This window comes from Streptomyces mangrovisoli (assembly GCF_000974985.2).
Lineage (GTDB): Bacteria > Actinomycetota > Actinomycetes > Streptomycetales > Streptomycetaceae > Streptomyces > Streptomyces mangrovisoli.
In genome coordinates this window covers 229367-246423 of record NZ_LAVA02000097.1, presented here as the reverse complement: position 1 = coordinate 246423, position 17057 = coordinate 229367, and the positions used below count along the sequence as shown (strand labels likewise).

19 protein-coding genes are annotated in these 17057 nt (G+C 71.6%); 16 read left to right on the top strand and 3 right to left on the bottom strand.

The features are described 5' to 3' along the window. Positions 1-56 precede the first annotated feature (56 nt). The 4 genes from WN71_RS33495 to WN71_RS33485 all read left to right on the top strand — a co-directional run bounded on the left by WN71_RS33495 (position 57) and on the right by WN71_RS33485 (position 2675). Positions 57-755, top strand: a complete 699-nt coding sequence (locus tag WN71_RS33495) for a B3/B4 domain-containing protein (protein WP_046592907.1) — start codon at positions 57-59, stop codon at positions 753-755. 138 nt (positions 756-893) lie between these two features. Further along, a complete protein-coding gene (locus tag WN71_RS40390; RefSeq protein ID WP_079178309.1) occupies positions 894-1133 on the top strand; it encodes a hypothetical protein in 240 nt (79 codons plus the stop codon). Next, positions 1111-1686 carry an RNA polymerase sigma factor gene (locus WN71_RS33490; RefSeq protein WP_046592932.1) on the top strand — a complete coding sequence of 192 codons (576 nt, stop codon included), beginning with the start codon at positions 1111-1113 and terminating at the stop codon, positions 1684-1686. Before WN71_RS40390 ends, WN71_RS33490 begins: the two co-directional genes overlap by 23 nt. Further along, complete coding sequence (locus WN71_RS33485) at positions 1683-2675, top strand: hypothetical protein (protein ID WP_046592908.1); 993 nt, start codon at positions 1683-1685, stop codon at positions 2673-2675. The genes WN71_RS33490 and WN71_RS33485 overlap by 4 nt, the downstream gene beginning before the upstream one ends. 103 nt (positions 2676-2778) lie before the next feature. Here the strand turns inward: WN71_RS33485 and WN71_RS33480 are convergent, their stop codons facing one another. Together WN71_RS33480 and WN71_RS33475 are read right to left on the bottom strand one after the other, a co-directional pair. Then, positions 2779-4302, bottom strand: a complete 1524-nt coding sequence (locus WN71_RS33480; protein WP_071369909.1) for an FAD-dependent monooxygenase — start codon at positions 4300-4302, stop codon at positions 2779-2781. After that, on the bottom strand, positions 4299-5018 hold the full coding sequence (locus WN71_RS33475; RefSeq protein WP_079178313.1) for a PadR family transcriptional regulator: 720 nt from the start codon (positions 5016-5018) through the stop codon (positions 4299-4301). The genes WN71_RS33480 and WN71_RS33475 overlap by 4 nt, the downstream gene beginning before the upstream one ends. Before the next feature lie 528 nt (positions 5019-5546). On the opposite strand from WN71_RS33475, the gene WN71_RS33470 reads away from it, so the two are divergent. From WN71_RS33470 to WN71_RS33415, 12 genes are all read left to right on the top strand, one after another. Further along, positions 5547-6437: an AfsR/SARP family transcriptional regulator gene (locus WN71_RS33470; RefSeq protein ID WP_338058719.1), complete on the top strand. Its 891-nt coding sequence runs from the start codon at positions 5547-5549 to the stop codon at positions 6435-6437. A 124-nt stretch (positions 6438-6561) separates the two neighbouring features. Beyond that, entirely contained in the window at positions 6562-7044 is a 483-nt protein-coding gene (locus tag WN71_RS33465; RefSeq protein WP_046592910.1) for a hypothetical protein, read from the top strand. Between the two features lie 129 nt (positions 7045-7173). Next, positions 7174-7872, top strand: a complete 699-nt coding sequence (locus WN71_RS33460; RefSeq protein WP_046592911.1) for an SH3 domain-containing protein — start codon at positions 7174-7176, stop codon at positions 7870-7872. Between the two features lie 22 nt (positions 7873-7894). Further along, complete coding sequence (locus WN71_RS33455; protein ID WP_046592912.1) at positions 7895-9496, top strand: esterase/lipase family protein; 1602 nt, start codon at positions 7895-7897, stop codon at positions 9494-9496. Between the two features lie 23 nt (positions 9497-9519). Further along, on the top strand, positions 9520-10191 hold the full coding sequence (locus WN71_RS43295; RefSeq protein ID WP_046592913.1) for a M23 family metallopeptidase: 672 nt from the start codon (positions 9520-9522) through the stop codon (positions 10189-10191). Between the two features lie 20 nt (positions 10192-10211). Next, positions 10212-10946 (top strand): hypothetical protein, encoded by a 735-nt coding sequence (locus WN71_RS33445; RefSeq protein WP_046592914.1) that lies wholly within the window; start codon positions 10212-10214, stop codon positions 10944-10946. A gap of 21 nt (positions 10947-10967) precedes the next feature. Further along, positions 10968-11720, top strand: coding sequence for a peptidoglycan-binding protein (locus tag WN71_RS43010; protein WP_052743273.1), 753 nt, complete (start codon positions 10968-10970; stop codon positions 11718-11720). Positions 11721-11842: 122 nt separating this feature from the next. Then, positions 11843-12703: a thermonuclease family protein gene (locus WN71_RS33435; protein WP_046592936.1), complete on the top strand. Its 861-nt coding sequence runs from the start codon at positions 11843-11845 to the stop codon at positions 12701-12703. A 137-nt stretch (positions 12704-12840) separates the two neighbouring features. Then, positions 12841-13137 carry a hypothetical protein gene (locus tag WN71_RS33430; RefSeq protein WP_143074906.1) on the top strand — a complete coding sequence of 99 codons (297 nt, stop codon included), beginning with the start codon at positions 12841-12843 and terminating at the stop codon, positions 13135-13137. Positions 13138-13238: 101 nt separating this feature from the next. After that, on the top strand, positions 13239-13706 hold the full coding sequence (locus WN71_RS33425; RefSeq protein ID WP_240529858.1) for a hypothetical protein: 468 nt from the start codon (positions 13239-13241) through the stop codon (positions 13704-13706). Continuing rightward, positions 13703-14020, top strand: a complete 318-nt coding sequence (locus WN71_RS33420; RefSeq protein ID WP_046592916.1) for a transcriptional regulator — start codon at positions 13703-13705, stop codon at positions 14018-14020. The genes WN71_RS33425 and WN71_RS33420 overlap by 4 nt, the downstream gene beginning before the upstream one ends. An 82-nt stretch (positions 14021-14102) precedes the next feature. Continuing rightward, on the top strand, positions 14103-14711 hold the full coding sequence (locus tag WN71_RS33415) for a GNAT family N-acetyltransferase (RefSeq protein WP_046592917.1): 609 nt from the start codon (positions 14103-14105) through the stop codon (positions 14709-14711). Between the two features lie 192 nt (positions 14712-14903). Here the strand turns inward: WN71_RS33415 and ligA are convergent, their stop codons facing one another. Beyond that, the gene (gene ligA / locus WN71_RS33410) at positions 14904-16991 is read right to left on the bottom strand and encodes an NAD-dependent DNA ligase LigA (RefSeq protein ID WP_079178308.1); all 2088 of its coding nucleotides are present in this window, start codon (positions 16989-16991) and stop codon (positions 14904-14906) included. Positions 16992-17057: the final 66 nt, after the last annotated feature.

The following is a 17057-nucleotide window of genomic DNA, read 5'->3' as shown; positions in this document are numbered from 1 at the left end:
CCCCCGCATTCATGCGGGGGAGTAGTCACGCACTCCCCAGGAACGGAACCCCCTCGATGACCACCTTCCGCATCAGCCCCGCCGTCGTGGACGCGTTCCCCGACACCCTCGTCGCCGTCGTCACCGCTGCAGGGCTGCGCGGCCACGAGCTCTGGCCGGCCACCGCCGCCGCCATCGCGGAGCTGGAGGGTGAACTCGCCGAGGGCACCTGGCGACCCGCCGACGAGACAGACCCGCGCGTCGAGGCCTGGCACGCCGCGTACCGCTCCTTCGGCACCAACCCCCGGCGCGTCCGGCCCAGCGTCGACGCCCTGGGCCGCCGGCTGGCGAAGACGGGCGTGCTGCCGCGCATCAACCCGGCCGTGGACTCGTACAACACCGTCTCCGTGCGCCACGGCCTGCCCGCAGGCGCCTTCGACCTCGACCAGGTCACCGGGGACATCGACATCCGGTACGCGGACGGCGGCGAGACCTTCACCCCGCTCGGCGAGCCCGACACCACCGAGACCCCCAAGCCCGGCGAGGTGATCTACATCGACACCACCGACGTGCTCACCCGCCACTGGAACCACCGCGACGCCCACCGCACCCGTGTCACCGAGGACTCCACCCGCGTCGCCTTCGTCCTCGAAACCGTCCGGGCGACCCGCGACGGCCATCTCCTCAAGACCGCCGCGGAAGAACTGCGGGCCCTGCTGGCTCCGCATGCGGCGCGGGTGACGGTGGACTACCTCGGCTCGGACGCCACCGCCTGAGCCCCTCGGCATGGCGAGCCCGCCCCGCCGGACCCGTGACCAGCGCGATGTCACAACTCCCGGACGAATCGGCACTGTTGTGGTGCGTGCGGCGCGCGGGCCGTAGCGAGTGGGCCGTCCGGAAGGGGAACGTGGGGGATGGATCCTGTGATCGTCGGAGCGGTGGTGACCGTGGTCGTCAGCGTCGTCAACGCCATGGTGAGGGTCGCTCACCGACGTCTGGCCGCCGATGTGGAGATAGCCCGCATCACCGAGGCGGGGCAGACCGACCGGATCCGCTGCGCGACCGCCCAGGGGCCCCGCGCGGTCCTGCGCACCCACCCCACGCGGGCCGATCGGAGCGGGGGTGGTCGTCGTGGAGGACGCCCTCGGCACTGACACGGATCTGGCCGACCAACTCGAGACCGGCACGGCCCCGCTCCCCGGCATCGAGCTCGCGGAGGCCCTTCACCACGAGCAGTATCCGGCCTTGATCCGTTTCCTGCTCCTGCACGGCGCGTCCTGGACCGAAGCGCAGGACGCGGCCCAGGACGCGTTCACCCACATGTGCGCCCCGGGCCTGTCGTTGACCCATCCACGTGCCTGGCTGCGGACCGTGGCCTGGCGGTCCTGGGTCAGTCAGCAGGTCACACCAGAAGACCCCTGTGCCGAGATGCCGGAACCCAGGACCACCCTGCGCTGGCAGACTCCGGCCCACGCCGCCGAACTCGGCGAGGAGGAGCGCAGGGTGATCTCCCTGCTGCTCCAACTGCCCGTCAAACAACGCGCCGCCCTCGCCTGGTATCTCGACGGCTTCACCACGCAGGAGAGCGCCCGCGCCATGGGCACCACCCAGGCGGCCGTGCGGCAGAACCTGACCCGGGCCCGCGCCGCCCTGCGCGAAGGGCTGCGTCTGGAGACCGGTCTCACCGACGACAGGAGGGCGCCGTGACCGACCGCGACCCCGGTGCGCGGAGTTCCGACGTCAGGGACGACGCCCTGGACGCTTTGCTGGCCCGCGCCCATCGGCACCTGGGCCTCGCCACCACGGACCGGATCACCGCGCAGGGTGGTCCCCCCGAACTGCGGTCCCCCGACCTTGCGCTGGATCGCCTCCTGGCCGCCGCACACCGCTCGGTGGGAAGCGCCGTCCGGCGTCGGCGAGCCGACGAGGCCGGCGCGGCCGGGGCCGAGCAGATCGCCCCGGACGAGGAACAGCGCGCGGACCGCGGTCCGCTGTCGCACCGGCCGTCGTCGGTGCGGGTGAAGTACCGCCAGCAGGCGCTGCATCTGGCCCGCCGCTACTGGCCCACCGATCTGTGCGCGACCATGCGCGCCGCCGTCCGTATCGTCCAGGGCCTCAGCGACCTCCTCCAGGACGGCACGCAACTCCTCATCGCCGCCGACCCGGTGCTGGAGCAGCTCAGGAAGCATCTGCGGGAGATGACCAGGCTTCCCGAGCCGCAGCGGCGCCCTGTCACGCTCACCGGGTACGACTACCTCACCGCCGTCGAGTTCAGCCTCGCCGGCCCCGCCGAACGGCTCCTGCACGACCTGCACCGCATCCGCAGGCAGCTCGACGAGGAGTTCGCCCCCGCGCTCGCAACCCTCGGAGGCTCCCCGTACGCCGACCCGTCGGGTGCCGACGCCGTGGCACAGGATCTCGCCGACGACCTGGCCCACAGCTGTGCGACCGTCGACGCATTGGCCAAGGCCGTGGCCGAGGTCGAACGCGCGAGCAGCGACTTCGTCGGGGCGGACCTCAGGGGTGCGAAACTCGACGGAGTGCGCCTCGAAGGGATCTTGTGGGACTCCACGACCGTGTGGCCGGACGAGTGGGCAGTCCTGATCAGGAAGGCGTCGCTGCCGGCCGGCGAGGAGCAGGGAGTGCTCGTCGTCGCCGCCGAACCGTCCGGCACGGTGATCCACGCCGATGCCTGACAGGGACCGCTTCCGGTTCCGGGCCCGGGTGCGGCTGCGGGGCCGGGTCCCCCGGTCTACGGGGCCGCGCGACGGAACGGAAGGGCAGGTGCCGACACCTCGTCTACGACGCCCTCCGCGCGGTCCTCGAACCGTAGGGGGCTGTTGTCCCGGCGTCGGGCGGTGCCGCCGCGCCGTACCAGTGCCGTAGGGCTTCGTGGAGGCCGTCGGTGCTGTCGTCACCGGCGGTGCGCAGCCACGCGGTGTGGCCGTCCGGCCGTAGGAGAAGGGCGTGGAGCTCGGGGTGGGCGGGGCAGGTCGCGGTGACGCTGTCGACGCGGTCGGCCCATCCCGTGGCCGACTCGCGGACGGTCCCGCCTACGGTCAGGTCGAGCAGCAGGCCGCGTCCCCGGGTGAGCAATTGGGCCAGGCGGGTGGGGCCTTGGGGTGTGGTGAGGGCGAGGTCGGGCGCGAGGCGGCCCAGCCAGGGGTGGCCGGAGTCGGGGCGCGTCGCGTAGCGGGTGTCCAGCCCGGTGATGATCTCGGCGAAGGCGCGGTTGCCCGCCGGGTGGGCGGTGACGCGGGTGAGCAGGTCCGTGAGCGGCCCGAGCCGGTCCTCGGCCTCGCCCAGCAGCACCTGCGCCCGTGTGTTGGCCAGCACGTGCGCACCGGCGGTGTGGCGTTCGGCGTGGTAGCTGTCCAGCAGGTGTGCCGGTGCGGTCCCGCGCACGGTGGCGGCGAGCTTCCAGCCGAGGTTGAACGCGTCGTCCAGGGCGACGTTGACGCCGATCGCGCCGGCCGGCGGGTGGATGTGCGCGGCGTCCCCGGCCAGGACGACCCGGCCCCGTACGTACTCGGCGGCGAGCCGCGCCGCGTCGCCGAACCGGGTCAGCCAGCGCGCGGCGCGCAGCTCGACGTGGCGGGCGAGCGCGTCGTCCACGGCGGTCTGGAGCAGGTCCAGGGTGACGGGGGTGTCCTTGTCCGCCGGGGGTTGCGGGTCGGCGGTGATGATCCGGACGTAGCCGGGGCGAGGTATGGCGAAGACGCTCCCGCCGGGTCCGGTGTGCGGGCCGAACGGCAGCGCTTCCGGGTCTGCGAGCTCGACGTCGCCGAGCAGGGAGAAGCGGGTGGCCGGTGTACCGGGGAAGCTGATCCCGGCCTGTGTGCGGACGGTGCTGCGGCCACCGTCGCAGCCCGCCAAGTAGGCTGCCTGCAGGCGGTGTTCGCCGTCGGCGGTGGTGAGCGTGGCGGTGACGGACTCCGAGTCCTGTTCCAGGGCGCGGAGTTCGTGTCCGTACCGGATGTCGGCTCCGAGCGCGAGGGCGCGCTCCTCGAGGACCTCCTCGACCCGGGTTTGCGCGATGCCCAGCGAGTACGGGTGGTCGGTGTGCGTGCCCGCGAGGGTGAGCGTCACCGGCAGCCCGGAGAACGCGGCGTGCGGTACCTGCCGCCCCTCGCCGACGAGCCGCTCGGCGAGGCCGCGCCGGGCCAGCAGGTCCAGGGCGCGGGCGTTGAGGTTGAAACCCCGGCAGAGTGAGGGTCGTTGGGCGTGACGCTCGACGACGACCACGCCGACTCCGGCGAGTCGGAGCTCGGTGGCGAGCAACAGCCCGGCCGGCCCGGCTCCGACGATCAACACGTCGGTCATCGGGGGTTCTCCTGGGGGTCGGTCGGGGTGCCGGGGTCGGCTGGAGCGCGATGCTCGTCGGCTGGGGTGCTCGCGTCGGTCGGGGCGGTCGAGGTGGCTGGGTCGGTCGGGGCGGACCACGTCCACCCCTGTCCGGTTCGCTCGACCACGGGCCAGAACAGGCTGCCGTCCCGGATCTCGTCGATGGTCCGCCGCGTCCAGGCCAACTCGGCCTCCCAGGCGTGCACCGCGCACTCGACCTCGATCATGAACAACCGCGGGACCTGTCCGGCGCCGACCGTGCCCTCCAGCACCGCGTTCGTCTCCTCGATCCGCCGGGCCAGATGCCCCGCCCGCTCGGCCAGCGCCTCCGCCGCCCGGTCCGGGCCGAGCGCGCCCAGATAGGACACCGCGGCCATGAACTTCGGGTACTCCGCGACGGGCACGCGCAACAGTTCGTCGATCCAGCCGACGAACTCGCGCCGGCCCAGCTCGGTCGTCGCGTAGACGGTCCGCTCCGGCCGTCTGCCGTCGCGAGCCGTCTCCACGGCCTCGATCCAGCCGTGCCGGGCCAACGACTCCACCGTGTCGTACAGCGACCCGGAGTTGACCTTGAAACTGCTGTCCTTGTGCCGCTCCCGCAGGGTGGACGCCATCTCGTACGGGTGCATCGGCTGCTCGCGCAGCAGACCCAGTACGGCGAGCGCCAGCGTGTTGGAGATCTTCCGCCTGGCCATCCGCATCACCGACTCCTATTAGTCGGATCCGACTATACGGAATCGACCGCCGGAGGCAAGCCCGTCAGGGGGAAACCGGGCGGTCGCCCCGGGTGTCCGGCGCCGTGGCGGACCGTCGGCCGCCCGCCGGCCCGGAGTAGGCCGAGGTCACATCGCCCTCCTCCTGGACGTCACCGCGGCATCGGCCCCGCCGTCGGCCGCCCCGAGGCGCAACCTCCCGTGCCACGCAGCACATTGAGCCGCCTCGATGGAACCGCCACCCGACGGCCCGGGCCGAAAGGCCCCCGGACCCGCGCCCCGGTCGTCCCCCGGCACGAACCCTCCGGCGCAGCCGTCCGCGTCCTCGGCGGACGTGTCGGGGACCAGCCGCCCGCCACGCGGAGTTGCATGTCCTGGTCACAACGGCCGAAACTGATGGTGAGAGGCTCTCTCCGAGCCTGCGACAGGCTCGGCTGCACCGACGGGCGGCGACACGCCGTCGGCGTGGGTGGACAGAGGACCCGCGGCCCGCTCAACCGGCCAACCCTCATGAGCGAGGCGATCAAGGTGGCGTCCCCTCCTCAATTGCGATTGCTCGGCCAGTTCCGGCTCGAGTACGACGCCGAGCCCGTCGAACTGGGCCGCAACGCCCAACGCCTGCTCGCGATCATCGGACTGCGCAGGTGCGTGCCCCGTACCGTCCTCGCCGGAACGCTGTGGCCCGAGGTCACCGAGGAGCACGCCCGGGGCAGCCTGCGCACCACCTTGTGGAAGCTGCCACGGGGCGAGCAGCCACTGCTCAGGTGCACGGGCGAGGCGCTGGTGCTCGCACCGACGCTCCGCGTCGACGTGCAGGACTTCACCGAGATGGCCCTCGGTGTCCTTCGGCGCGGCGTGCTGTCCGGCGACGGTCAGCTCCCGCCGGGACTGCTCGGGGGAGAGGAACTGCTGCCCGGCTGGGACGAGGAGTGGGTCCTGCTGGAACGCGAACGGCTGCGGCAGCTGCGGCTGCACGCGCTCGACGCCCTGGCCGAGGCCCTCGTACGCGACGGCAAGCCGGCACTCGCCCTGGAGGCGGCGTGGGCGAGCGTCCGCACGGAGCCCCTGCGCGAGACCGCGCACCGGGCGGCGGTGTCCGCGCACCTCGCGGAGGGCAACCTCATCGAGGCGGTCCGCCAGTACCGCTCGTTCCGGGAGCTGCTGCGCGAGGAACTCGGCGTCGAGCCGTCGCCCCAGTTCACGCGGATGCTGTCGCATCACGGGGTGGGCGCGAGCCCCGAGTGCAGCGGGCCCGGGGCGGACGTGACTCCGGACGCGTTCCCGGACGTATCGCCGGACGGATCCCCGGATCCGTTCCCCGAGGTGTCCCCGGACCGATTCCCCGAGGTGTCCCCGGACGCATTCCCCGACGTGTCCCCGGACGCGTCCCCGGGCGGTTGACGAAGGGCTGACGCCGAGCGGATGACTAAGGGCTGACGCCGAGCGGATGACGAAGGGCTGACGCCGGGCTGACGCCGTGTCCGTAGCTTCGTACGCGGGACCTTCGAAGCGAACGGAGCACAGGATGACTGCCACGGCGACCATCGACGAGATCGTATGTCTGCGGCCCTCGACCTCGACCGACTTCTCCCTGGCGGGAGTGATCGACGGCCTGCTTCAGCCCGTCTACAACCTGGTGCCGGGCGGGTCCGTCCTCCAGCAGGTGACCGGCAACCCGGACGTCGGCCAGATGATCCAGTCCGCACTGGACGACGAGCCGGACGATCTGTACGTCACCACCGATTCGAACGCCGGAGCGGACCACGCGGTGTGGCCCGGCGGATCCACGTTCTCCGCGGGCGCCGGCGCGCAGATCCCGCTGGGCGTCCAGCTCACCGTGGACGGCTCGCAGGACGTCTTCCTGTGGGACCAGGACGACGTCTCGGCCGACGACCTCCTCGGCTCGGTCACCATCACCGAGGACGAGCAGGGCAGCGGCAGCCTCTCCAAGCTCGCCCACTCCGAGGAGGAGCACTCCTACTACTACGTCGAGTACCACGTCGACTGAACGGCTGACCGAACACACCGATCGGCGGATCGGCCATCTGGCTGATCGGCCCAGGACATCCCATCGAGCACCCCATCGACCGCCCCACCGCCCACCCCCCCGATCCCCCGACCGCACCCGGAGGCCGCCATGTCCTGGCGTGTCGCAGAGAGCCTGGAGACGCTTCGGCGTCAGTTCGACGAGCACTTCCCCGGACGCAGCATCCTCTCCGACGGCGGCATCGGCGACGCGGCCCACCAGACGCGCGACAGCGACCACAACCCCTGGTACGGGCCGGGGATCGTCACCGCTCGTGACTTCACCCACGATCCGGCCCACGGCCTCGACATCCAGCAGATGGCCGACCAGGTGCTGGACAGCCGCGACCCGCGCGTCAAGTACGTCATAGCGAATCGCCGTATCGCCACCCGCAACGACTGGCAGTGGGCGCCGTACGACGGGCCCAACCCCCACGAGAAGCACTTCCACCTCTCCGTGGTCGCCGACCCGCTCTGCGACGACCCGCAGGACTGGCGGCTGGCCGCCTTCGGCGAGAGTCCGGACGGCGGGGGTGACGCCGACGGCGGGGGCGACGCCGCGACCACCGACTTCGTCACCTGGGGAACCTCCGTCAACGTCAGGTCGGCGCCCCGCCTCGACGCCCCAGTCGTCGCCGTGCTGCCCGGCCCGACACGGGTGACGGTGCAGTGCCAGACCCGGGGCGACACGGTGAGCACCGCCGGCCATGTCAACGACGCCTGGTCCTACGTTCCGGCCCTCGGCGGCTACCTGTCCAACATCTTCGTCGACCACCCGGACGCCTGGCTGCCCGGTGTGGGCGAATGCTGACCCAGCCCTCCTGGAGGACGGCATGGCACCGGCCCCGAAGCTGCCCATCGTCTACGTCCGCGGATACGCCGGCAACACGGCCGGCATCGACAAGGTCGTGACGGACCCGTTCTACGGATTCAACGAGGGTTCCACCCACATCCGTATCGGAGCGGACGACGCACCGAGTTTCTACCAGTTCGAGAGCCCGCTGCTGCGGCTGCACCTGGACGAGGGCTACCAGATCATCGTCGACGGCGGCCAGGAGCTCTACCTGGCCACCCACCCCCGGATACCGCCCGACAGCATCTGGATCCACCGCTTCTACGACGCGTCCGCGACCACCTGGGGCGCCCACCCGCACGAGTTCCGGTTGGAGACGGCCGCGGAGGACCTGCTGCGGCTCATCGAGACGATCAAGGAGAAGTCCGGCGCGCCCCAGGTCCACCTGGTCGCCCACTCCATGGGCGGACTCGTCTGCCGCTGCCTGATCCAGAAGATCCTGCCCGACCTGGGCCGGGACCCCGCCGAGGTCGTCGGCAAGTTCTTCACCTACGGCACCCCGCACGGCGGCATCGCCTTCGACGTCGGACACGGCGTGCTGGAACGGCTGCGCGACCTCACCGGCGTCAACGGCGCCGACATCTTCGGGCCGCGGCGGATGTACGAGTACCTGACGCCGAAGACACTCACCGACCCCGACGGGCCGCCAGTGTCCTGGGACCCCCGCGCGATGCCCCCGGAGCAGCCGCTCGCCTTCCCCCGGAACCGCGTCTTCTGCCTGATCGGCACCGACCCGACGGACTACGAGGTGGCGTACGGCCTGTCGGCGGCCACGGTCGGGCCGCGCAGCGACGGGCTGGTGCAGATCGACAACGCCTACGTTCCCGGTGCCCACCAGTCGTATGTGCACCGCAGCCACAGCGGACGCTACGGCCTCGTCAACTCCGAGGAGGGCTACCAGAATCTACGCCGATTCCTGTTCGGCGACCTCCGGGTGGAGGCGGCGCTCGTGGGCGCGCACCTGCCCCCGCGCGGCGACACGGCGTGGCAGGCCGAGGTACGGCTGTCGGTACGCGGTCTGCAGATCGTCACGCACGAACGGACGAGCGCGCAGTGGTGTCCGATCCAGTTGCAGAACGCCGACGGCGGCCTGGGCGGCGGCGCGGACGGCGAGACCTGCCTCCCCCTGGTCGACACCTTCCTCCACAGCGGCCTGCGTGCCGAGAACTCCGACACCCTGCGCTACGCGCTGCACCTGCGCATCCTGTCGCTGCAACGGCACGACGGACTGCTGAGCTTCAACGACCACCTGGAACAGACCGCGGACTTCGACGACATCCTCATCGTCGACGTGGGCGCCGGCCCCGCTGCCGGACCCGACTTCGTCGCCGGACCTGACCCCGCCGCCGGGCCCGAACCCTCCACCGCGCCCACGCGCTCCACCGCGCCCGCACTCTCCGCCACCTGGAACTCCACGATCACCGGCCCGATCAGCGACTACCGGCCTGACGGCCGGAGCGCCCTCGGCGACGAGAACCCCGCCCCCGACCTCTGGGTGAACCACATCCGACTGCCCGCCACCGCCGCCCCGATCCTCGGGGACGACGCCCGCATCCGGCTCACCGTCACCCCCTGGGACTGACGGACGACAGGAAGGGAGCCGTCATGGTCGCACTGTCCAACGTCCAGTTCGGCAAGACGAACGACGACATACGCACCGTCCAGAAGGCGTTGATCGCGCAGGGGCATCCGATCCCCGGTGGTGCGACGGGCCACTTCGGCGAGCAGACCAAGGCCGCCTACCGGGCCGAGCAACTCGCCCAGGGCTTCAAGGGCGACGCGGCCGACGGCATCCCCGGGAGGGTCTCCCTGACCAAGCTCGGCGCCAAGGCCGGGTTCCGCGTCGGCGCTCCCCCGACGCACCCGCACGGCAACGGACATGTGCCGTCCCCGGTGCCTGGGCACAAGGTCACCTTCGAGTTCTTCTCCCGCGGTCCCTACGCCTGGAAGCCCGACGGCGTCGGCCGCCACACCGGCCAGGACTTCGCGGCCCAGCCGGGCGTCCCCGTGGTCGCCGTGCGCGACGGCACCGTCGCCTGGTCCAATGCCAACGGCGGCGCCTACGGCCAGTGGATCGGCCTGCGCGCCGACAACCACCACGTCTACACCTACTGCCACCTCTCCCAACGCCAGGTCAAGGACGGCCAGAAGGTCACCGCCGGCCAGCAACTGGGCAAGGTCGGTGCCACCGGCAACGCCACCGGACCACACCTGCACTTCGAGATGTCGAAGGGCTCCAGCTGGTCCTACGGCGATGTCGCCAAGCCCAACTGGTGAACCGGGGAAGGAGCTTAGCCATGCACGGCAATCCCTATCCCGTCCCCACGGAGCCGGGCGACTTCCTGCCGGTCCGGATCGGCGCCTGGCAGAACGGCTACGACGCGGGCATCAGCAGGCCGCCCACCACACCCCCGACCCCACTCGTCCGCAGCCCCGACTACGCGGAGGCCTGGGCGCAGGGTGCCGAGGCGGGCAACGCCGACGGGCGCCTGGACGGCTGGCGTTGGGCGTACTTCGACCGGGGCCCGCGCCCCGATGCCGACGGCGGGGCCGAAGTGCCGTACGGCCCTCGTGACAGCGGTGAGACGGGGCAGGCGGAGAGCGCGGACTACGCGCAGAGCTGGCCCTGTGTCGGCGAACCGCCCCTGCGGGTGGTGCTGGCGCACTTCGCGCCCGGCAGCGAGGACGCCAACGGGCTCACCGGCCGTCTGCTCGCGCGGGCCTGCGCCGACAAGGGCGTCACACGGCTGTACCTGCCGGTCGGCCTGTCCGAGTCCGCTCCCGGGTCTGCCCCCGAGACCGGCCCCGAGACCGCCCCCGGGTCCACTCCCGCGTCCCAGCCGGCGGACGATCCGCTCGCCGACGCCGGTCACTGGCACGGCGCGGTGTCCGAATCCCTGGCCGAGGCCGGAGAGGAGGCGTTCAGGTGGGTGACCTCGTCCCGGGTCCCGCGCCGTGTCGGTCTGCTGCGCTACGAGCCGGCGGCCGAACACCACTTCTTCGACCTTCTCCCCTGGCGCACGGCGCTTTGACATCCCACCGAGGAGGACCCCATGCCCTGGGCCGATGTGTCCGATGTGGAAGCCGGTGACGTCGTCAGCATCCTCGGAGTCGACCACGTCTTCTTCGACGACGTGATGCGGACGGGAGGCACGGCGTCGTGGAACGACCGCAATCCGGGAAACATCATCAGCTCCGGCGAGGCGGAGCGGTACGGCGCCTACGCGGGGAAGCACAACGACATCTTCGCCGTCTTCCCCGACGAGCAGACCGGGTTCGAGGCCGTCCGGCAGTATCTGTCGAACCGCCGCGAAAAGACCGTGCTCGATGTCATGCGGGCCTACGCCCCCGCCGGGCACGGTGCGAACGACCCGCAGGCGTACGCCCAACGCGTCGCCGACACCCTGGGCGTCGGCACCGACACGCCCCTCAGCGCACTCGACGACGGCCAGATCACCGTGTTCGCCCAGGAGATCCAGCGGGTCGAGGGCTGGCGGACCGGCGAGGAGCACGGGCCGGTCGACCTGCCCGACGATCTCGCCCAGTGGCTCGCCGACCACCCGAACCGCGCGGAACGCCTCGCGGCGGACCAGCCCTTCGCCCGGAACGGGACCGTCGGCGAAGGCGTGAAGAACATCCAGCTCCGGCTGAACGCCCTCGGCCGGCAGCCGCCGCTCGTCGTCGACGGGAACTTCGGTCCCCTCACCGGGGCGGCGGTGAAGTGGTTCCAGACCGACAACTCGCTGACGGCGGACGGGATCGTCGGCCATCAGACATGGCTCCGGCTCGCGGCGGCCCAGGGCTGAGGCGGGGACCCAGGGCCGAGGCGAGGTCGAGGCCCGCCGTGAAGGGCCCTGCATCCGGACAACCCGCCCGTCGAGCAACCCTGTTGGACTCGTCGAACAACCCTGTTGGAGGGGTGACCGACATGACGATGCTTCTGATCAACGGAGCCTTCCAGATCAAGGGAACCCAACCGGACGGTGACACGGTCCGGTTCACGCCCACGGATCCGCAGGACTGGGACCTCGTGAACAGCAGGGGCCGCGCGGTCAAGCACGACGCGCTGGGTCGCGCCGCCCTCCGCCTGGACGCGATCGACGCCCCCGAGACCCACTACGGTCCCCACCGCGTCCACCAGCCCTTGCAGTTCGCCCATGCCGCACGCGACGAGCTGCTCGGCTGGCTGGGGTTCACCGACGTCCAGCAGGGACCGGACGAGACGGTGACCGCCGCCGTACCCGACACGGTCCCGGGTTACGTCCTCACCAGTGGCGCCGACATCCACGGCCGGTGCATCGCCCTGGCCGGGCGCGGTGCCTCCGTGGGCGCGAGCGGTGTCGATGTGGACGTGGACGTCGCCATGCTCCAGCAGACGGCCAACCACCACCTGGTCACCACGGGCCTGGTCTACCCCACGTTCTACCGGAGCCTGTTCCCGAGTCTGCGCACGGAGTTGACGACTGCCGCCCGCCAGGCGCAGACAGCGGGTCTCGGGCTGTGGCCGAGCGACACCACCACCAGCGGGGCGAAGGTCACCGGACTGTCGTCGATCACCGACGACGTCGTACTGCTCCCGAAGCTCTTCCGCCGGCTCGTCGACTACCTCCAGCTCGAGAACCCCTCGGTGGCCTGCTTCCCGGCCTACCTCGCCGGCATCCAGGACCGCTTCACGATCCTGTCCACTGGTAAACGCTGCGTGGGCCTGCACAACGTGATCGAGGTCAGCAACGGCCAGACGGTACGCATGACGGAGCCCCCGGAGAACCTCGTCTTCGACGAAGGGTGAGACACCGCCGAAGCCGCGGTCACCTCCGACCCGAAGGGGATGAGCAGCATGTCCGAGACCGGGACATCCAGGAACTCGGCGACATCGGAAGCCTGGTCTTCCGGGAGGTTCCGACGACGGATCAGACCACCAAGATCGTGAATCGGCCGGACGCCGGGCCCCTTGCCGTCGCCATCGCGCGGGCGGTGGAGGAGAGCGAGGGGTTCTCGGCGCGCTGGCACTCCGACCGCCGCGCGGTGCTGCTGGGCGCCGTACTGGGTGCCTATCTGTCGCTCAGCGCGCTGAGCGACCCGTCCGGCTCCCATCCCGATGTCCTGCTCGCGGCGACGTCCGGCGCAGTCGCCGGCGCACTGGGGGCAAGTGCGAGCGCTTTCGTGCTGCGGAACATCGAGCAGATCCCGCCGGACGACTACCTGGCGATGGGAGACGGGTAGGGCCTGCCGTCCGGATCTGCTCGCCCGGGTCCGGGCCCACCCCTTGACTTTCCTGACAGGAAAGAGAGATGCTTACTTTCCCGATAGGAAAGTGAGGTCTCGTGGTGGACAACATCGCTCCGGAGCAGGCCCGCTCCGCTCTCGACGCGGCCGACCGTGCCCGGCGTCAGGTGGCCGAGGAGGTCGGTCTGCCCCGCGGATACTGGTGGGGCATGGCCGCCGGATGGGTCGTGCTGGGTGTGCTCGGCGCGGAGACGCCGTCCTGGCTGGCCGGGATGGCGACCGCCGCCTTCGGCGCCGGGCACTCCGTCGTCGCCTCGCGGCTGCTGAGCGGACGCCGCCGTACGGATCAGGTGCAGGTGAGTGCCGCGGTCGCCGGACGCCGTATCCCGCTGGTGGTCGTCGGCATGCTGCTCGCGCTCGTCGCACTCACCGTGCTTGCCGCCCTCGCGCTGGACGCCGACGGCGCAGGCCATGCCGGCATCTGGGCCTCCGTGCTGGTCGCGGCGATCGTCGGGTTCGGCGGGCCGGAGATCCTGCGCGTGCTGTGCCGTTGGGTGCGGGCATGACGCAGGCGCGGTTCGACGAGCTCATCCACCCCAGCACCCGGCTGACCCTGGTGGCGACCCTGGCGGCGGCCGACTGGGCGGAGTTCGCCTTTCTCAAGGACCGCCTCGCGCTGTCCGACTCGGCCTTGTCGAAGCAGCTCGCGACCCTCGAAGAGGCTGGCTACATCGCCACGGAACGCCGCCTCAGCGGCACCCGCCGCAAGGTCCGTGCCCGGCTCACCGACGCGGGCCGGGACGCCTTCAACGGGCACATCGCGGCCCTCCAGGCGATTGTCGCGGAGGCGACGGCACCCGCCGAGCAGCGTCCTGTGTGAGACCGGACGCGGCCGTTCCGGGCGGGCGAAGTCAACGGAATCCGTCGAGCTGAAAGGCGTATGTGGCGGATATCGTGGGTGGATGACCAGCAAAGACAGGTCCGTCGCGGCCCGGACAGCCACCGCGGCGGACATCGATGCCATCGTCTCCACCGTGACCACCGCGTTCTTCCACGACCCGCTCTGGGGCCCGGCCTTCCCCGACGAACGGGAGCGCGCGGTGCAGGCGGCGGCCATGTGGCGCCTCTACGTCACTTCCGCGCTGCGCTACTCCCGGACGCTCGTCACCCCGGATGCGGAAGCGGTGGCCGTGTGGATTCCGCCGGGCGGCACCGAACTCACGCCCCAGGAGACGGACGAACTCGGGCCCCTGCTGGTCCGGCAGGCCGGTGCCGAGGTCGCCGAGGCCATCCTGACCATCAACGACCAGTTGGCGGCCGCCCACCCCGACGAGCCCTGTTTCTACCTGACCCTGCTGGGCGTCCACGACGACCACCGCGGCAAAGGCCTGGGCATGGGTCTGCTGGCCGAGAGCCTCGCCCGCATCGACGCGCTGGGGGCTCCCGCCTACCTGGAGTCCTCCAACCCCTCGAACAACGCCCGCTATCAAAGCGTGGGCTTCACCGCACGCGACACGATCACCGTCGCCACCGGCCACGTGATCACCACGATGTGGCGGCCGGGGCGCTGACGGGTTCGCGGCGGTCATGGCGCGCCGCGGGCAGAGGGGCGCGGCTGGACCGGGGAGGCCAGGCGGGGCCGTACGGGGCGCTGCGGGGGTGACGTGTGAGCGGTGCTCGCTTCCGTCGGCGGGGAGCCATGGAGCTCCCCGCCGGACGACCGTCCTCATGGGCCACGGGCGGGGCCGGGTGCGCTCGGACGTCTAGTCGAGGAGGTCGGCGACCAGCGCGGCGAACTCGTCCGGAGTGGCCAGGCGGACGCCGAGATCCTCGGCCTTGGCGCGCTTGGACCCCGCGCCCTCCCCGGCGACGACCAGGGTCGTCTTCTTGGAGACGCTGGAGGAGGAGCGGCCGCCGGCCCGTTCGATGAGCTCGTTCATCTGGTTGCGGCTGAGCTTCTCCAACGGGCCGGTCATCGCCCCGGTGACGACCACCGTCATCCCGGCCAGCGGTCCGCCCGCCGGCGCGGCGCCCTCGTCCCCGTCGCCGCTCTCGGCGTCCTCGGGAGCCGGCGGGGTGGCACCCGGTTCGGTCATGTTCACCCCGGCCGCGACGAGTCTGTCGATCAGGGGGGCCAGTTCGGCGAGTTCGGCGACGATGGACGGGGCCTTCTCGGTACCGATTCCCTCGACCCGCTGCATCGTTTCTGCGTCGGCGGCGCGGATGTTGTCCATGGTGGCGAAGTACCGGGCGATCCGGCGGGACATGGAGCGGCCGGTGCCGCGGACGCCGAGCGCGCACAGCACCCGCGACAGCGGCTGGCCCTTGGCCGCGGCGATCGCCGCGAGCAGGTTGTCGGTGCTGGTCTCCCCCATCCGCTCCAGGCCGAGGAGCTGCTCGCGGGTGAGGGCGAACAGGTCGGCCAGATCGGCGACGAGGCCGGCGTCGACGAGTTGGACGACGCGGGTGTGGCCGAGGCCCTCGATGTCGAGCTGGTCGCGGCCGGCCGCGTAGGACAGGGCGGCCACCAGATGGCAGTTGCGTCCGTTCTCGCAGCGCCAGCGCTGCTCGCTGGTGTCGATGCCGGCCCCGCAGCGCGGGCAGGTCTCGGGGAAGGCGATGGGCTGCTCGTCGCCGGTGCGCAGGTGGGCGACGGGCGCTTCGATGCGCGGGATGACATCGCCGGCCCGGTGCACCATCACGTGGTCGCCCAGACGCAGATCGCGGCGGGTGATGTCGGCCGGGTTGTGGAGGGTGGCGTACGTGATCGTGGCGCCGTCGATCTCGACCGGCTCCAGGACGGCGCGCGGGGCGATGATGCCGGTGCGGCCCACGTTCCACTCCACCTCCAGCAGCCGGGTGATCTTCTCCACCGCGGGCAGCTTGTAGGCGATCGCCCAGCGCGGGGCGCGCGTGCCCGATCCCGCCGCCTGCTGGTCGGCGGCCAGGTCGGCCTTGATGACGATGCCGTCGATCCCGAAGGGCAGTTCGGCCCGCAGGGCGGCGATCTCCTGCACCCGGGCGAGCACCTGCTCCACCGAGTCGGCCGTGACGCCCGGCACCGCGGTGGTGGCGGTGGTGTTGATCCCGTAGGTCGCCGCCTGCGCCATCAGCTCGCTGTGGGCGAGCCCGCCCAGGCGCGTGGCGAGCTCCGCCTCGGTACCGGGCATGGGCAGCAGGCCGTAGCCGAAGAACGTCATCGGCACGGTGTAGGCGCGCTCCTTGGCGCGCAGGGTGCCCGCGGAGGCGCCGCGCGGGTTGGCGAACGGCTGCGCGCCGTGCGCGGTGCGCACCTCGTTGGCGTGCTCGAACTGGGCGGTCGTCATCAGGACTTCGCCCCGGACCTCGACGGTGACCGGCTCGCCGAGCTGGCCCGGCAGGCCCTCGATCGTGCCGATCGCGTGCGAGACGTCCTCCCCGGCCGTTCCGTCGCCGCGGGTGATCAGCTGTCTCAGGCGGCCGTCCGTGTAACGGGCGGCGACCGCGAGCCCGTCCAGCTTCGGTTCGACGCTGAACCGCTCGGTCTCGTGCCCGATACGGCGGGCCAGGGAGGCGGTCCATGCGGTGAACTCCTCCGGCGAGAACACGTTGTCCAGGCTCAACATGGCCACCGTGTGCGGGACATCGCCCTCCACGGCGCCACCGGCGACCTTCCCAGTCGGAGACTCGGGCAGCAGCTGCTCAGGATGCTCGGCCTCCCACGCGGCGATGCCGCGCACCAGCCGGTCGTAGGAGTCGTCGTCGAGCGGCGACGAACCGCCCGCGTAGTAGGCGGCCGACGCCTTCACGGCGTCCTCGACGGCCTGTGCGTAGGCGGCGGCATCCGTGATCACTGCTGCAGGTGTTGTCATGCCTCTCATCCTGCCTGCCACCACTGACAATGCCGTGCGCGTGGTCGCGACGGCACGCGGAACACG

Excerpts from the sequence above, each read along its gene's own strand:
- WN71_RS33420 (WP_046592916.1), top strand. The coding sequence starts at position 13,703 with ATGACGCAGGCGCGGTTCGACGAGCTCATCCACCCCAGCACCCGGCTG.
- WN71_RS33475 (WP_079178313.1), bottom strand. The coding sequence starts at position 5,018 with ATGGCCAGGCGGAAGATCTCCAACACGCTGGCGCTCGCCGTACTGGGT.
- WN71_RS33470 (WP_338058719.1), top strand. The coding sequence starts at position 5,547 with ATGAGCGAGGCGATCAAGGTGGCGTCCCCTCCTCAATTGCGATTGCTC.
- WN71_RS33460 (WP_046592911.1), top strand. The coding sequence starts at position 7,174 with ATGTCCTGGCGTGTCGCAGAGAGCCTGGAGACGCTTCGGCGTCAGTTC.
- WN71_RS40390 (WP_079178309.1), top strand. The coding sequence starts at position 894 with ATGGATCCTGTGATCGTCGGAGCGGTGGTGACCGTGGTCGTCAGCGTC.
- WN71_RS33455 (WP_046592912.1), top strand. The coding sequence starts at position 7,895 with ATGGCACCGGCCCCGAAGCTGCCCATCGTCTACGTCCGCGGATACGCC.
- WN71_RS33415 (WP_046592917.1), top strand. The coding sequence starts at position 14,103 with ATGACCAGCAAAGACAGGTCCGTCGCGGCCCGGACAGCCACCGCGGCG.
- WN71_RS43010 (WP_052743273.1), top strand. The coding sequence starts at position 10,968 with ATGCCCTGGGCCGATGTGTCCGATGTGGAAGCCGGTGACGTCGTCAGC.
- WN71_RS33465 (WP_046592910.1), top strand. The coding sequence starts at position 6,562 with ATGACTGCCACGGCGACCATCGACGAGATCGTATGTCTGCGGCCCTCG.
- WN71_RS33445 (WP_046592914.1), top strand. The coding sequence starts at position 10,212 with ATGCACGGCAATCCCTATCCCGTCCCCACGGAGCCGGGCGACTTCCTG.
- WN71_RS33480 (WP_071369909.1), bottom strand. The coding sequence starts at position 4,302 with ATGACCGACGTGTTGATCGTCGGAGCCGGGCCGGCCGGGCTGTTGCTC.
- ligA (WP_079178308.1), bottom strand. The coding sequence starts at position 16,991 with ATGACAACACCTGCAGCAGTGATCACGGATGCCGCCGCCTACGCACAG.
- WN71_RS33495 (WP_046592907.1), top strand. The coding sequence starts at position 57 with ATGACCACCTTCCGCATCAGCCCCGCCGTCGTGGACGCGTTCCCCGAC.
- WN71_RS43295 (WP_046592913.1), top strand. The coding sequence starts at position 9,520 with ATGGTCGCACTGTCCAACGTCCAGTTCGGCAAGACGAACGACGACATA.
- WN71_RS33435 (WP_046592936.1), top strand. The coding sequence starts at position 11,843 with ATGACGATGCTTCTGATCAACGGAGCCTTCCAGATCAAGGGAACCCAA.